We start from the raw sequence: 15281 nt of genomic DNA on the forward strand, positions 1-15281 counted from the left end.
CCATCCTTAGGGTTTATTAAAATCAAAAAGATAAATTAATTAAAAATTTAACTTTGAAAAACCGCCTTTTATTGAATTGGTTGTTCAATAATTTTGAACAATCGCTGTTTTAGCTGTTTAAAATACGAATCGTGCTAAAATTTAAAGCTGAAAAATTTGAGAATGAAAATGCCTAAATATCTGATCAGTGCATGTCTCGTTGGTGAAAATGTCCGCTATGATGGCAAAAATTGCTTAGAAGAAAAACTCAAAAAATTACTGCAAAATCATCAAGCAATCACACTTTGCCCTGAAGTCATGGGTGGTTTAGATACACCTAGACTCCCTGCTGAAATCGTAGGAGGGACGGCTTCAGATGTGCTCGACAAAAAAGCAAAAGTACTCGATTCTGATGGCAATAATGTCACAGAGGCTTTTTTAAAAGGTGCATTTTTAGCTTTAGAAATCGCACAAAAAAATATGATAACGCACGTGATTTTGAAAGAGAAAAGTCCATCATGTGGTAGTCATTTTATTTATGATGGAACATTTCAAGGGCGAAAAATACAAGGAATGGGTATCACTGCGACCTTATTGAAACGTCATGGGATTGAAGTGATGTCAGAAGATGAGTTTTTAGCAAATTTAAACCCATAATCTGACCAAAATAAGATCGGTTTAGCGATCAATAGAGGCAAAAATCATGGAGATTCTTGCTTTGCTTGTTGTTCTTTATTTGCTTTTGCTGCCCAATATGTCGCCAAAGTTGGACCTGAAATATTGTGCCAAAGACTAAATATCGCACTCGGTACAGCCGTAATCGGTGAGGCCGCAAAGTGAATAGCTGCCAAAGTTACTCCCAAACCAGAGTTTTGCATACCCACTTCGATTGACACCGCTTTACTATCAAAATACGACAATTTAAATAAACGGCTTGCCCAAAATCCAAGTAAAAAACCCAAGGCATTATGCAGCATGACAACGCCTAAAATTAATAAACCCGACTGCATGATCGAAGCCTTACTCGCAGCAATAATCGCAGCCACAATCACAACGATACCCACAACAGAAATTAGAGGCATCACTTGGATATATTGTTCGGTTTTTTCCTTGAAAAGTGTTCTTAAAAATACCCCAATAATAATCGGGAAAATCACCACTTTGAGAATATCAACAAACATAGAACCTGCATCAATCGGGAGCCATTGACTTGCCAAAAGATAAAAAATTGCAGGCGTTAAAACGGGTGCAAGAAAAGTTGAGACTGAGGTACATGCTACGGATAAAGCAGTATTGCCTTTAGCCATATATGTGATCACATTGGAAGCCGTGCCTCCGGGACAACATCCCACTAAAATGACACCGACCGCGATTTCAGGCGGAAGCTGAAACACTTTGCATAACAATAATGCCACGCTTGGCATCACGATAAATTGTGCAAGTACACCAATCACCACGGCTTTAGGCTGAGACAAAACACTTTTGAAGTCATCTACAGTCATCGTCATGCCCATTCCCAGCATAATAATGCCCAGCACCCACGGTATATAAGCCTTCATCCACACAAAAGCACTTGGATAAATCAAAGCAATCACTGCAAAAACCACCACCCAAATCGCAAAAGTTTTCTGGATAAAAAGATTAAAACGTAAAAAAGCTGACATAGGCGAGATCCTACTTAGACGTAAAGCGACCATCCATTTTGGTCAAATTCCTTTAGATGTTCCGTCGATGACACCGAGTCATGTGTCCAAAACTTCCCGACTATAAACGCGTTTTACACCACACGCCAACATTTCTTGCCATGCATGTTGTAGCGTGCCTTTAAGGTCAATCGCTTTGGTCGCATCAGAAATCACATAGGTTTTAAAACCAAGTTTAGCTGCATCCATTGCGGTCCATGCCACACAAAAATCAGTCGCAATACCCACTATAAATACTTGAGAAATTCCTCTTTCTTTCAAGTAACCTGCTAAACCTGTAGATGTCACATGGTCCGCTTCCATAAATGCAGAATAACTATCAATATGACTATGAAAACCTTTACGAATAATCATTTGCGCTTTTGAAGTATGTAAATTGGGATGAAAATCAGCATCCTGTGTTCCTTGCACGCAATGCTTAGGCCAAAGTACCTGCTGACCATAATCTAAGCGAATCGTATCAAAGGGCTGTTTATTTTCATGATTTTCAGCAAAAGAAATATGATCATCAGGATGCCAATCTTGGGTTAAGACCACGTTGTCAAAATGTTGAATGAGTTGATTTACCAGAGGAATAATTTGATCAGCATTTGCTACAGCGAGATGCCCACCAGGCGTAAATCCATTTTGCACATCAACCACGATCAAAGCGCTTTGTTCAAGTCGTAACATCCTTCTTCTCTCTATTCTTTGAATGAGCCTATCTTAAACAGGAAAATGTTTTGGGTGCAAATCTAAAGCGTCAACTGAATAGGGCAAATGAAGCTCAATCAATGCCACAATACGATCTCTATCCAGCTCATTTTGCATAAAAAAAAGATGCCTAAAAGGCATCTTTGATCGAAACTTGATGGAAATTAGGCATTTTCTAAACGACGAGCCAATAACACCATAATCACCGCAGAAATCACGATACATGGGATCGCAGCAGAAATAACACCTGTTGCCCCACTTCCCATTGCCAAGAGTTGCCCTGCGATTGCAGGTCCCATCATTGCGCCAATTCGCCCAACCGCTGAAGCCGCCCCGACACCCTGACCACGGAGATGCGTCGGATAAACAAAGCTACCAAAAGCATAAAGTACGCCTTGCCCACCGATCGTAAATGTTCCCATGATCGCAGCAGCAACAAACATTAGGTTTAAAGTCGATGCACTATTCAAGCTAAATAAGCCAAACAAAATCCCCAAATACATCAGAATAATCACATAAGCTTTCTTATAACGATCGATCAACATTCCCAAGACAACAGTACCAATTGCAGCACCAATTTGGAAAAATACCATCGCCATACTGCCATCTTTACGGCTAAATCCAAGCTCCATAAATAAAGACGGCAACCAACTCAACATGATGTAAACCACCATGAGGGTAAAGAAATAACTCACCCAAAGTAAAATCGTCCGTGGTGCATATTCACGGCTAAACAGATCTTTATACGAAAGTTTCTTTTGATCACTAGATTTTACAGCATCTTGAGCTTTTAAAAATTCACGTGATTCAGGTAAAAATTTAATCATCAAAGGCACAACGATTAAAGGAACGATACCACCGACATAAAAAATGGTTTTCCAATTTCCACTCATGTCATAGGCAGCCAATAAAGAAACCAAAATCGCGCCAATCGGCATACCACAGTACATCAAACCAACGGCACGACCTCGTTTTTCAGGTGTTGTAGACTCAGAAGCCAAGGCAATCAAATTCGGCATCGCTGCGCCCAATCCTGCACCCGCCAAAAACCGTACCAACAATAAAGAATAAAAACTACTGACCCATGAAGTACATAATGTAAAAACAGCAAAAATTGTCACAGACCAAATCAGTACTTTTTTTCGCCCAATCTGATCCGCATAACGACCACCAACCAATGCGCCTGGCAATAAGCCTAAAATCCCTGCGCTAAAAAATAGACCAAGCTCCGAAGCACTCAAAGCAAAATGTGCTTTCACTCCAGAAGCAGCAACGCCTGCAGCTTGAATATCAATGCCCTCAATCACTGCGATTAAAAAGCAAATCAGGATCGTAATCATTGAATGCTTTTGATCAATTTCTGTGAAAGATCTATCCATTTTGGCAAATCCTTGTCTTAAATGTTGTCGATAAGTGACACATCATCTAGGACAAGAACTGCTTAAATAACTATCAATAGGTGTTAGAAAGTTCACTTGAATATTTTTGAAATGAGAAGTTTCAACTTTTCATAAATTTTATGATCTAGGCAAAAAAACAATTAATCATGCACAATTCCTAGCAGATTGATCGGCTTTAACTTGTTTTCAGAAAGATTATTCTCATTTTATAAGAAAATTCATTTGAAATTTATATATAAAAAAACAATCAATAGATTCATTTTTTTTCATACTTCACAACTATTCTCAGGCTATATTTAATCGTTAATGTGTATCATGCGATCAATATAAGGTCTTATTCTCAGTACATTCGGTATAATATTTAATCTTTTTCATGTTCTTATTCACTTTTATACATGAAGTACTATTTTTCGAATAGAAATAAAATAAATATGTGTTCTATTTGTTGCTTTTCATAAAGTTTTTCACTGCGATGACTAAAGTATATTGTTCTAAACGCCTTAATCAGTCATAATTTGCATAAGCAATATTCAATTTTAATTCTTCGAATTTTGCTTAAAATCAAAAATTTCAACCATCCATACTTACGTTTTTACGATTCGGATGGACAAATAGGATATTTTTTCAAAATGACTCAGCAAGCACAGATCATTCAAGGCTCAATTGTCGCACTCGTCACCCCAATGTTTGAAGATGGCAGCGTAGATTGGAAGAGTCTTGAGAAGCTCGTTGAGTGGCACATAGAACAAGGCACTGATAGTATTGTTGCCGTCGGCACCACTGGCGAAGCATCTACTCTTAGCATGGCAGAACACGCAGAAGTGATTAAAGAAATCATCCGTGTGGCCAATAAACGTATCCCAATTATTGCCGGTACTGGTGCAAACTCAACACACGAAGCGATTGAGCTCACCAAGGAAGCAAAAGAACTCGGTGCAGACGCCGCTCTTTTAGTGACCCCATATTACAACAAACCTACACAAGAAGGCTTATTTCAACATTATAAAGCGATTGCTGAAGCTGTTGATCTACCTTTAGTTCTTTACAATGTACCAGGTCGTACTGGCGTTGATATGCACAACAAAACTGTGATTCGTTTGGCTGATATTCCACAAATCGTGGGTATCAAAGACGCAACAGGCGATGTGCCTCGTGGTAAAGAGTTACTTGAAGGTCTTCAAGGCAAGGCAATGACTGTTTATTCTGGTGATGATGCGACAGCACGTGAACTTATGGCTTTAGGCGCACAAGGTAATATCTCTGTTACCGCAAATGTTGCACCAAAAATCATGAGCGAACTTTGTGCTGCTGCGATTGCTGGAAATGCAAGCGAAGCTAAAGCTTTAGACGACAAAGTTGCAAAATTAAACAATATTCTATTTTGTGAATCGAACCCAATTCCAGTGAAATGGGCATTATATGAAATGGAATTAATTGGTGCAGGTATTCGTCTACCACTAACTCCACTTGCTGAACAATATCGTGCGCCGCTTCGCGAAGAACTCAAAGCTGCGGGCATCATTTAATAAGAGCTTTATATTATGCAATTACGTTTTGGTTTTTCATTCGCCCTTTTGACTTTAAGTTTAGCGGGTTGTAGTCATATAGCCATTAATAATGGTTCTTTAGATTACAAAGATGCAAGTTCTCTTGAACCTCTAAAATATCCTGAAGGGGTCGTATCTAGACCAGCAACGCCTTTGTATCCAGCTCCAGTGGTTGATCCACTTGCGATTCAACATGCACCGACATTTGAAAACCAACGTGGCAACCGCTTTGCAATGCCAAGACCAGATGTAAAAGTTGAAAACGCGCCATCTTCTGATGAGACGAATGCTGCTCAAACAAGTACATCTATTGGTCAACCTCAACTAATTACTGACGGAAGTGGTAATCCGTTGATCAAAGTTGATGGAAATTCTGCTACAATATGGCAATACACACTTGCCACACTTACGAGTTTAAATCATACGATTGTTGGCAAAAGCAAAAATGCCAATGAGGCGACTGTGAAAATCAACAATCAAATCTATGTTGTAAAACTCACTTCAGTAGGTGCGAGCAATACCCTTGCTGTATTCAATGCCGATAACAGTTTTGCAGACAAATCCAAAGCTACAGAATTGTTAACTCAGATTTACCAAAATTGGCCAGCCTAGTCATGATCTAGGCATTTTTTTTTGAAAAAGGTTCCCCCATGTTAAAACAAACCTTGCTCTATACTGGTAAAGCTAAATCCGTTTATGAAACAGATAGCGCTGACCACTTGATTTTAGTCTTTCGTGATGATGCCTCTGCGTTCAATGGCGAAAAAATCGAACAACTAGATCGAAAAGGCAAGGTGAATAACCGTTTTAACGCCTTTATCATGGAAAAACTGGCTGAAGCGGGTATCGAAACTCACTTTGAAAAACTTCTTTCTCCAACTGAAGTTTTAGTTAAAAAATTGCAAATGATCCCTGTAGAATGCGTAATGCGTAACTATGCAGCGGGTTCATTATGCCGTCGTTTAGGCATCGAAGAAGGTAAAGAACTTGTTCCACCTACTTTCGAATTGTTCTTCAAAGATGACGCGCTTGGCGATCCAATGGTGAACGAATCTCAAGCGATTTCTTTAGGTTGGGCAACTGAAGAACAACTTGCTCAAATGAAAGATTTAACTCAAAAAGTAAATGTCGTACTTAAAGACTTGTTCGCTAAAGGTGGCATGCTTCTTGTAGACTTTAAACTTGAGTTTGGTGTATTCCACGATCGTATCGTTCTTGGTGATGAATTCTCTCCAGATGGTTGCCGTCTATGGGATAAAGAAACTAAGAAAAAACTCGACAAAGACCGTTTCCGTCAAGGTTTAGGTGGTGTTGTTGAAGCTTATGAAGAAGTTGCTGCACGTATTGGTGTAGATTTATCTGATATCTAATATCCGATAAAACTTCAAAAACCGAGCTGAGAGGCTCGGTTTTTTATTTAAAATGTTTTATTTTGCGAGCATACGCTGAATTCTCTGATCTGCACGTTCTGCATGTCCAAAGCACCATTCTGTAAATGTATTTTGCACTATAACAAACATGACATCTTGTTCAGGAATTGCATATGTTTCACCGAGTTGCTCCGTAACCGATTTCATCAATGCTGATTTTTGATCTAAAGTTCGGATTTTTCCAGAAGTGATATAAAGCATAATAAATTTATCACTCCTTGCCTGCTCCACCCAATAATTTGGATCAACTATGAGTTCTGAGCCTTTCAATTGTTCAAAAATATGGAAACGATCATTTTTGGGCGTATCAAAATGTTCTTCCATACATGATTGTATTAAATCAGAAATTTCTTTCTTTTCTGTATCAGAATAGGGAAATGCTGTAGAAATTCGAATCATAGGCATGCCTATATCTCCTCTGAAATATTTTCTAATGCTGAAATAACGTTGGGTAAACCGACATAAAAAACCAAATGAATCAATAATTCTTGGATTTGCTCTTTTTGAATACCCTCCTTCAAAGCATTTTTGATATGCCATTCAAGCTGTGAATAACGTCCTTGAGCAATCAATACACTCATCGTTGAAAAACAACGCGTTTTTATGTCTAGACCTTCTCTTTGCCAAATATCATCAAAAAGTACACTTTTACTTAATTCATAAATTTTAGGTGAAATGTGTTGTAGATTATCGATATCAATTTGTTTGTACATTTGAGTTTTCCATCTGATCTAAAGGCTGGCTTTCAATATCTCATCTTGCTATTATTAAAAAAATCAAAACATTTCTAAGTAATCATTCAAAAAATATGAACAATTATAAAATTCCAACCAATCTTGATTTAGATGCGCTCAGAGCATTTGTAAAAGGAATCGAGTTAGGCAGCTTTCATTTAGCTGCAGAACAGTTGTGTCGTTCACCTGCTGCTATTAGTGCTCAATTAAAAAAGTTAGAACAGCAAACACAGTGTCAATTATTACGGAAAAAGGGGCGATTACTCGAACTCACTCCAAATGGAGAGTTGTTACTACGAGTGGCCAAAGAGCTATTGGCAAAAAATGATCATGTTTTATTACAACTACAACAAAATCAGCAAGATGGATATATTCGTTTTGGTTTACAAGAGGATTTTGCTGAAGGCTTACTACAAGAAGTTATCGCCCAATTTATGCAGCAATATCCCAATGTACAATTTCATGTACAAGTTGATCGTAATTTAAAACTAATTGAAAAAATCCACAGACAAGAATTAGACTTGGCTTTAATTTGGCAACAAAAAAACCTATTTGAAGATCAATTTAAAATACTGAAAAATATTAACTTACACTGGCTGTATTGTGCACATCCACATATTGAAGCGTTATTTGAAAATAAAAAGTCCATCCCATTGGTCGTACTACAACAACCTTGTATTTTGAGGCAAATCGCGATTGAGCTATTAGATCAACATCAAATTGCTTGGCATATTGCTTATGAATGCAATTCAGTTTTCGCACTTTGGGCTGCGATCCGTGCTGGCATGGGGGTTAGTCTCAGATCACCCATTAATACTCCTCAAGATATCCAGACTTTAGCTTCACATTATTTGCCTTCTTTACCTAGCATAAATTATGGGATGTATTTAAATATACAGCCAACTTCTTCAATCATTGAAAATTTTCAGCGCCACCTGCACGAAAACCTACTGATTTTTAAAAAATAGAATTTATTTAGTGCAGTATTAAAAATACCTAAGCTACAAAATTTAACAAAACATGATCTATGATTGCATAGATTAAATCTCATTAATTTATCATTGCGCCTTTTAGTTAGCAGAAAAAAAGATAACGATTACAAAAGAGAACTATTTCGATTTTTATTTCTCATCCAGTATTTGTAACTGGAACGCTTGTTGCTTAGTAAAGGAATCTATTTCTAACTCAATAAAGGAAATTAAAATGAGACATGGCGATATTTCTAGTAGTCCAAATACAGTCGGTGTAGCTGTTGTAAATTATCCAATTCCAAGATTGCATAGCAAAGCTGAAGTTTTAGAAAATGCCCGAAAAATAGGCGAAATGATTAAGGGGATTAAACAAGGTATTCCGGGTTTAGATTTAATTATTTTTCCAGAATACAGCACTATGGGGATCATGTACGATCATGATGAAATGATGGAAACAGCAGCGGTTATTCCTGGGGATGAAACGGCTATTTTTTCAAAAGCATGTATCGAAGCCAATGTGTGGGGCGTGTTTTCGATCACAGGAGAACGGCACGAACAACATCCACATAAAGTGCCTTATAACACACTTGTTTTGATCAATAATCAGGGGGAAATTGTTCAAAAATATAGAAAAATTATTCCATGGTGTCCGATTGAAGGCTGGTGTCCGGGCGATACAACATACGTTAGCGAGGGACCAAAAGGTATAAAATTATCGCTTATTATTTGTGATGATGGTAATTATCCAGAAATTTGGCGTGACTGTGCCATGAAAGGTGCCGAGCTTGTAGTACGTTGTCAGGGCTACATGTACCCTGCCTGCGAACAAGAAATTTTGATGTCAAAAACCATGGCTTGGGCCAACAATGTCTATGTTGCTGTAGCCAATGGAACGGGGTTTGACGGGGTTTATACCTACTTTGGTCATTCTGCAATTGTTGGATTTGATGGTCGTACATTGGGTGAATGTGGCACTGAAGAAAATGGCATTCAATATGCTCAATTATCATTGACCGAAATCAGAGATGCTCGTAAACATGACCAATCTCAAAATCACCTCTTCAAACTTTTACACCGTGGATATACGGGATTACACAATAATGGGGATGGTGACAAAGGCATCGCAGACTGCCCATTTGATTTTTATCGGACATGGGTACTCGATGCACAAAAAGCACAGGAAAATGTAGAGAAATTCACAAGGACGACTGTTGGTGTAGCTGAATGTCCAGTCTATGATTTGCCACATGAAGGCCTAGAACGAGAAAAATAAGCTAAAATACGGAGAAATAACGATGACTTTTGCCAGTGACCGCATGCAACAAAACCAAGAAACACTTCAGAAGCAAAAATATGAAACCCAAGAAAATCATATGCTTGCTCGGACATCACGTTTCCAATTTGACCCTCAAAATGTGATGCAAAAACTGAGGGCAAGTATTATTGGGCAAGATGCGTCACTGGTCGAAATCGAAAAAATGCTAAAAGTGATCAAAGCTGATTTTAATCACCCAGATAAACCACTTGCCGTCACTTTGCTTTTAGGACCCACAGGTGTCGGCAAAACAGAAACTGTCAGAATTATTAGTGAAGCGATCTACAACAGACCGAATGCATTCTGCCAAATCGACATGAATACTTTGGCTCAAGAACATTATGCTGCAGCACTTACGGGTGCCCCGCCAGGTTATGCTGGGAGTAAAGAAGGACATACCTTGTTTGATATCGAAGCGATTCAAGGCAGTTTTTCTAAACCGGGCATTGTACTTTTTGATGAAATCGAAAAAGCCAGTGATGAGGTGATTCGCACGTTATTAAATGTCTTGGAAACAGGAACTTTAAAGCTTACTTCTGGAACGAAATCGATAGATTTTAAAAATAGCATCATTTTTATGACCAGTAATATTGGAGCAAAACAAAGCCAAGCTCGATTAGAAAAAATCTCGAAATTACCTAAATTTTTACAACCTTTAGCAACTAAATTTAAGCTAGATGAAGCGGAAGTCACACGACAGTTTTTATTAAAAAAATTCGATCCAGAGTTTTTAAACCGTATTGATCGTATTTTACATTACAACAAAATTGAGTCGGATGTGCTCAATCAACTGATCGATTTAGAATTATCCAAGCTCAATCTTCGATTAAAAAAACAAGGACGTAACCTCAGCCTCACGCCTCTTGCAAAAGCACAACTTATCCAAGATGTTGAGTTGAATTATGGTGCACGTGGCTTATCAAGAAAATTTAGAACCTTGATAGAACCTGTTATTGCTGATTTTTTTATGGAAATGCCAGATGCTGATCAAGTACAAATTGATTTCCAAAATCAACAATGGCAAGCCAGCCACAGATCAGAATAATGGCTGGATTATGCTGTGAAAATTATTGGATGTTTACCATGATTGGTGAAGTAAAAATCGTATAAGAATTTTGCTGATCAATATGGTATTGATAACCTGCAAGCACATAAGCCTGACCTTTTGATTTAAAAGTCAGTGTGTCTTTTTGAGGGCTTTGGACATAATTTGGCGAAGCCCCTAACACGATATATTGATTGGCTTTACTTTTTATACTGTGACCATCTTGAGTTTGTAGTTCAGCATTGATATAGAATTTTTGTCCAACTTTGACGTTGACTGCTGGAGCCGTTTTTATCCCCACAATATATTTAGCATAAAGCTGTGCTGAATTGGTCGTGATCCCATAAGTCCCAGCAATATAAAGCTTTTTGAAAGTTTGATCGTCCAATGCCCAAGGCCAATAACTGATGCCCCGATGTTTTGTTGTTTGCATCAAACTGACTAAATCGCTGCGATAAGCTGGATTATAAGTCGATGCATATTTTTGTGTATCTTGCATGATTTGATAAGCATTTTGGTCTGCTTTGCCTGTATTTGGCATAGCACCAACCAAAATTCCAGTTGAAACACCTGCGAGATTGCTCTTCACTCGATTGGTCTGCTCACGACGAAAAGATGTAACCACCAAGTGATCTGCAAAATTATATTTTTCAACTTCAGCTTTAAGGGCTGGAACAAGGTTAGGATTTGCGCTTTTCAATTCCACCATTAATACAACATTTTTCACAGGTTTTATTAATGAAAAATACTCTGCCAATGTCGGAATTTTACGATTTTTATTTTGAGTTGTTAGCTGTTTAATTTGCGCCAAACTCATTTCTTCAATTTTGCCATGCCCATGAGTTGTACGATCAACAGTTTCATCATGCATCACAACTAAATGATTGTCTTTACTCAGATAAATATCATTTTCGATAATGTCTGCACCAACCCCAAGTGCATATGCGGCACTCTCCAAAGTATTTTCATCTTGCAAAGTGGGTACGCCACGATGTGCGATTACCAAAGGCTTTCTCAGTAAAGTATTTTTTGGAAATTGCTTCAAGGTTGTAATGAAAATATCCGAATGAGCCGTCAAAATCCCATTCACACCAGTCGTTAAAACACTGGCTGCATCTTTAGCAGGATGTGTAGAAGTGTTGCTTGCATCAGCCCAAACCGTAATCAATAATTTTTGTAGAAAACTCACATGATTTTTATTGAGGAGTTGATTTGGAATGACTGCGATTCGAGCAAAAGATTGATTGGTTTTCTGGACTATTTTTTGTAAATCTTGTGGTGTATTGCCCCATGAAGTTTCAGCTCGTAGATCCAATGCTGTTCTCGTAATAGGGATCAATTGATGTGAAGTTTGTAGTATTTCTTCGTTATTCGATAATAACGTTATATCTGATATATCACGTGATTTACTCAGCTTTGCCAAAGCTTCAATAGTCGCAATATCATCTACTTTTACTACTGGAATCGTTCTACGCTGCTTTTGATCTAAATATTCTTCTAATTTTTGGAAAACTTCATTATTTTTTGCAATCAAATTCAAGTTTTTATCTAAGTGAAAATACACTTGATTGGCAGACGTTTGAGCGTTTGAAGGTGTCGCTATTTTTTGAATAATCGTAGGTGGCATAGAGACTTGTGTTGCAATTTCTTGAACTGCCACTATTTTGCTTGCGGAAGCAGGCAACTGAGTTTTCTCTACACTTTGTGTCGTATTTTGTGCAAAACTTGGAACTGTATAAATCGTCAATAATGTACTAATTAAAAATGTCGTTTTGTTCATCTTTTTTAAATCAGGATAAAAATCCTGATGACTTCTTCATAAAATTTGCCATAAGTGTAAACCTTTTAACTTAAAAAGGAGCGTCAAAAACCACTATATTTTTAAGAGTGGACGATTTTTTATATGCGATAAACCACTTCAAAAGCGATTATCACTCTACAAAATATGGGCTACTCATCATTTCCAGATCTTTGCTTGCATCATTTGTACTTTTCCAAACTCTGCGCAGATCTAGAAATGACTCAGGCTATTGTTGGTTTTGCTGCCAACGTCTTTGTTGAAGTTTTTCACCTTCAACTTCACGTTTATTCCGTGCAGATTCATATAATTTTGTACCTTTTAACTCAGGTGGTAGATAGTCTTGAAGTACAAAATGTTCAGGATAATTGTGCGGATATAAATAGTCGACACCATAGCCCTGCTGTTTCATCAATTTTGTCGGCGCATTACGTAAATGCAAAGGCACTGCTAAATTTGAAGTTTTTTCTGCCAGTTCTAATGCTTTATTAATCGCGAGATAAGTACTGTTACTTTTCGCACTAGTTGCCAAGTAAACAGCACATTGCCCTAAAATAATTCGGCATTCTGGCATGCCCACAGCTTGAACAGAACGGAAACATTCTCCAGCCAAAAGTAAAGCATTGGGATTTGAATTTCCGATATCCTCAGACGCCGCAATCAGCATACGACGTGCAATAAAGACTGGATCTTCGCCACCTTTTAACATCCGCGCCATCCAATAAAGCGTAGCATCGGGATCACTTCCGCGAATCGATTTGATAAATGCAGAGACCAAATCATAATGTTGCTCGCCCGATTTGTCATAGCGTGCAATATTTTGTTGAGCCACTTTGACCACAACAGCATTGGTTACGATATTTTCAACATCACTTTCAAATGTGCTAGCAATAAGATCAATTAAATTCAATGCCTTACGAGCATCACCTGCAGCAAATTGAATCAATGCATCAAATTCTTCAATCTGGATATAGCGGTCTTTTAAAAATTGATCTTGTGCAATCGCATTTAAAATCAGTGTCTGAATCGCTTCATTTGAAAGCGCATTTAAACTATAGACCTGACAACGAGACAATAGCGCACTATTGACTTCAAAAGACGGATTTTCAGTGGTCGCACCAATGAGCGTTATTTTTCCTTTTTCAACCGCGCCGAGTAGAGCATCTTGCTGAGATTTATTAAACCTATGAATTTCATCAATAAATACTACTGGTGTAAGCAAATCACCACTTTCAGCGATGACCTCACGCAGTTCCTTCACCCCTGTATTCAGCGCAGACAAACTGACAAAAGGACGATCCACAGCTTGTGCTAACAACAACGCAATCGTGGTTTTCCCTACACCCGGCGGTCCCCAAAAAATAATCGATGGCAAATGCCCCTGATCAATCATTTGACGCAGTGGTGCATTTTCACCAAGTAAATGATCTTGCCCGATAATTTCAGACAAATCACGAGGACGAAGGCGTTCAGGTAAAGGAATGTGTGTGTCTGACATATTCTTTTTAAATAATAAAACTCTTTCCTTAGTCTACTATGGAATTCGAATAAACTCGTATATTTGTACAAGAAACTTTTTTGTGATGCGAAAGTTGCCACTATAACTTATTTGATCATTGCTAAAACCATCGATGATTTAAAACATCCAACAAAGAAGCTTGAAATACTTGCCCATGACTTAGGTTTGGATAAATTAACAATCGAGTATTTGCACCTTTTTCTTGTAAAATTAAGCTGAGTTTTCGATTATTTTCAATCATTTTTAGGTCTAGATTTGGACTAATCTTCTCATGATTTTTCAAATTTAAATCGCCTTCAAAAAGCATTAAATTTTGACCATTGACTTGAGTAGGACTGACCTTTTCAGCATTGTTTAAAATACGCTGATCCGCCCATGTCAAAGAAGGACTTGCAGCAAAATAATGGCTAAATGCATGACTATTCAAAAAGCTATCGATCACAAATAAGCCACCATAAGAGTGTCCCCACAATGCTTTTCGATTTTTATCAATCTGTACTTGTGATGCGATCCAAGGATCAAGAGTATTTAAAATAAACTGACGAAAGATCTGACTTCCGCCACTCATTCGATCAGGATTACGTGGATCAATACTTGGTTTACCTGTTTCATCCGCAGGCGTATAGTCCAATGAACGCAATTTCGACTCAAATGGAAGTTTAGAGTCATAGCCTATTGCGACTAAAATTGGTGCATCTTGTTCACTTAATTGTTTAAGTAAATCGTCCTTTAAACGATCCATGACCGCATTGCCATCTAATAGATATATCGCAGCTTGTGGCTTTGTTCGGTCAGCATTTTTTGCGATGCCTAACCAGACTTTATAACGATGATGCTGTCCGTCAGACTCAAAGACTTTGCTTTGAAATGTATAATATTTTGATCCCTGATCAGCAATATTTTGACCTAAAGGACTCAAATCTGGTTTGGCATAAATCGTTGTACTTTCCGCAATAACACTCAGAGAAAGCACAAAAATAGTCAGTATTCTAAAATTTGAAAACACGTTAAGCATGGATATGACACAAAAATAGGTTAGCCTTGCATATTAACATTTGATAATGATTATCAGTTATTATTTTTACAAAACTATTTTCATGCTTTTAAAAATGATGAATGGGATATAAAGGGATTTATTGAAAAATAA

Annotated in this window: 15 protein-coding genes; 7 read left to right on the forward strand and 8 right to left on the reverse strand. The window is 37.8% G+C overall.

The genetic code is table 11. The features are described 5' to 3' along the window. Nucleotides 1–168 precede the first annotated feature (168 nt). Nucleotides 169–636, forward strand: coding sequence for a 2-thiouracil desulfurase family protein (locus F960_RS19765; RefSeq protein ID WP_004870172.1), 468 nt, complete (start codon nucleotides 169–171; stop codon nucleotides 634–636). Nucleotides 637–680: 44 nt separating this feature from the next. On the opposite strand, the gene F960_RS19770 is transcribed toward F960_RS19765, so the two are convergent. From F960_RS19770 to mhpT, 3 genes are all read right to left on the reverse strand, one after another. Next, nucleotides 681–1643 (reverse strand): bile acid:sodium symporter family protein, encoded by a 963-nt coding sequence (locus tag F960_RS19770; RefSeq protein ID WP_004870173.1) that lies wholly within the window; start codon nucleotides 1641–1643, stop codon nucleotides 681–683. Nucleotides 1644–1721: 78 nt separating this feature from the next. Then, nucleotides 1722–2354 (reverse strand): bifunctional nicotinamidase/pyrazinamidase, encoded by a 633-nt coding sequence (pncA, locus tag F960_RS19775; protein ID WP_004870175.1) that lies wholly within the window; start codon nucleotides 2352–2354, stop codon nucleotides 1722–1724. Between the two features lie 185 nt (nucleotides 2355–2539). Then, nucleotides 2540–3754: a 3-(3-hydroxy-phenyl)propionate transporter MhpT gene (gene mhpT, locus F960_RS19780; RefSeq protein WP_004870180.1), complete on the reverse strand. Its 1215-nt coding sequence runs from the start codon at nucleotides 3752–3754 to the stop codon at nucleotides 2540–2542. Nucleotides 3755–4404: 650 nt separating this feature from the next. On the opposite strand from mhpT, the gene dapA reads away from it, so the two are divergent. From dapA to purC, 3 genes are read left to right on the forward strand one after another with little or no spacing between them, the layout of a single operon-like run. Beyond that, nucleotides 4405–5301, forward strand: a complete 897-nt coding sequence (dapA, locus tag F960_RS19785; protein ID WP_004870183.1) for a 4-hydroxy-tetrahydrodipicolinate synthase — start codon at nucleotides 4405–4407, stop codon at nucleotides 5299–5301. Between the two features lie 15 nt (nucleotides 5302–5316). Continuing rightward, complete coding sequence (locus tag F960_RS19790; protein WP_004870184.1) at nucleotides 5317–5934, forward strand: hypothetical protein; 618 nt, start codon at nucleotides 5317–5319, stop codon at nucleotides 5932–5934. A 38-nt stretch (nucleotides 5935–5972) separates the two neighbouring features. Next, nucleotides 5973–6692, forward strand: coding sequence for a phosphoribosylaminoimidazolesuccinocarboxamide synthase (gene purC / locus F960_RS19795; RefSeq protein ID WP_004870186.1), 720 nt, complete (start codon nucleotides 5973–5975; stop codon nucleotides 6690–6692). Between the two features lie 57 nt (nucleotides 6693–6749). Here the strand turns inward: purC and F960_RS19800 are convergent, their stop codons facing one another. Then, a complete protein-coding gene (locus tag F960_RS19800) occupies nucleotides 6750–7157 on the reverse strand; it encodes a tautomerase family protein (RefSeq protein ID WP_004870188.1) in 408 nt (135 codons plus the stop codon). A 2-nt stretch (nucleotides 7158–7159) separates the two neighbouring features. Then, entirely contained in the window at nucleotides 7160–7465 is a 306-nt protein-coding gene (locus tag F960_RS19805; protein WP_004870190.1) for a carboxymuconolactone decarboxylase family protein, read from the reverse strand. 95 nt (nucleotides 7466–7560) lie between these two features. Here F960_RS19805 and F960_RS19810 point away from each other — a divergent pair, with 95 nt between their 5' ends. The 3 genes from F960_RS19810 (at nucleotide 7561) to F960_RS19820 (ending at nucleotide 10817) form a co-directional block, all read left to right on the forward strand. Further along, a complete protein-coding gene (locus tag F960_RS19810; protein WP_004870192.1) occupies nucleotides 7561–8454 on the forward strand; it encodes a LysR substrate-binding domain-containing protein in 894 nt (297 codons plus the stop codon). Nucleotides 8455–8689: 235 nt separating this feature from the next. Then, nucleotides 8690–9730: an aliphatic amidase gene (locus F960_RS19815; RefSeq protein ID WP_004870194.1), complete on the forward strand. Its 1041-nt coding sequence runs from the start codon at nucleotides 8690–8692 to the stop codon at nucleotides 9728–9730. A gap of 22 nt (nucleotides 9731–9752) precedes the next feature. Then, the gene (locus F960_RS19820; protein WP_004870195.1) at nucleotides 9753–10817 is read left to right on the forward strand and encodes an AAA family ATPase; all 1065 of its coding nucleotides are present in this window, start codon (nucleotides 9753–9755) and stop codon (nucleotides 10815–10817) included. A 22-nt stretch (nucleotides 10818–10839) separates the two neighbouring features. On the opposite strand, the gene F960_RS19825 is transcribed toward F960_RS19820, so the two are convergent. From F960_RS19825 to F960_RS19835, 3 genes are all read right to left on the reverse strand, one after another. Continuing rightward, entirely contained in the window at nucleotides 10840–12597 is a 1758-nt protein-coding gene (locus F960_RS19825) for a glycerophosphodiester phosphodiesterase (RefSeq protein ID WP_004870198.1), read from the reverse strand. 247 nt (nucleotides 12598–12844) lie between these two features. Continuing rightward, nucleotides 12845–14113, reverse strand: coding sequence for a replication-associated recombination protein A (locus tag F960_RS19830; protein WP_004870200.1), 1269 nt, complete (start codon nucleotides 14111–14113; stop codon nucleotides 12845–12847). 121 nt (nucleotides 14114–14234) lie between these two features. Next, nucleotides 14235–15149, reverse strand: a complete 915-nt coding sequence (locus F960_RS19835; protein ID WP_004870202.1) for an alpha/beta hydrolase — start codon at nucleotides 15147–15149, stop codon at nucleotides 14235–14237. Nucleotides 15150–15281: the final 132 nt, after the last annotated feature.

The organism is Acinetobacter gerneri DSM 14967 = CIP 107464 = MTCC 9824 (genome assembly GCF_000368565.1).
In the GTDB taxonomy this organism is placed as follows: Bacteria; Pseudomonadota; Gammaproteobacteria; order Pseudomonadales; family Moraxellaceae; genus Acinetobacter; species Acinetobacter gerneri.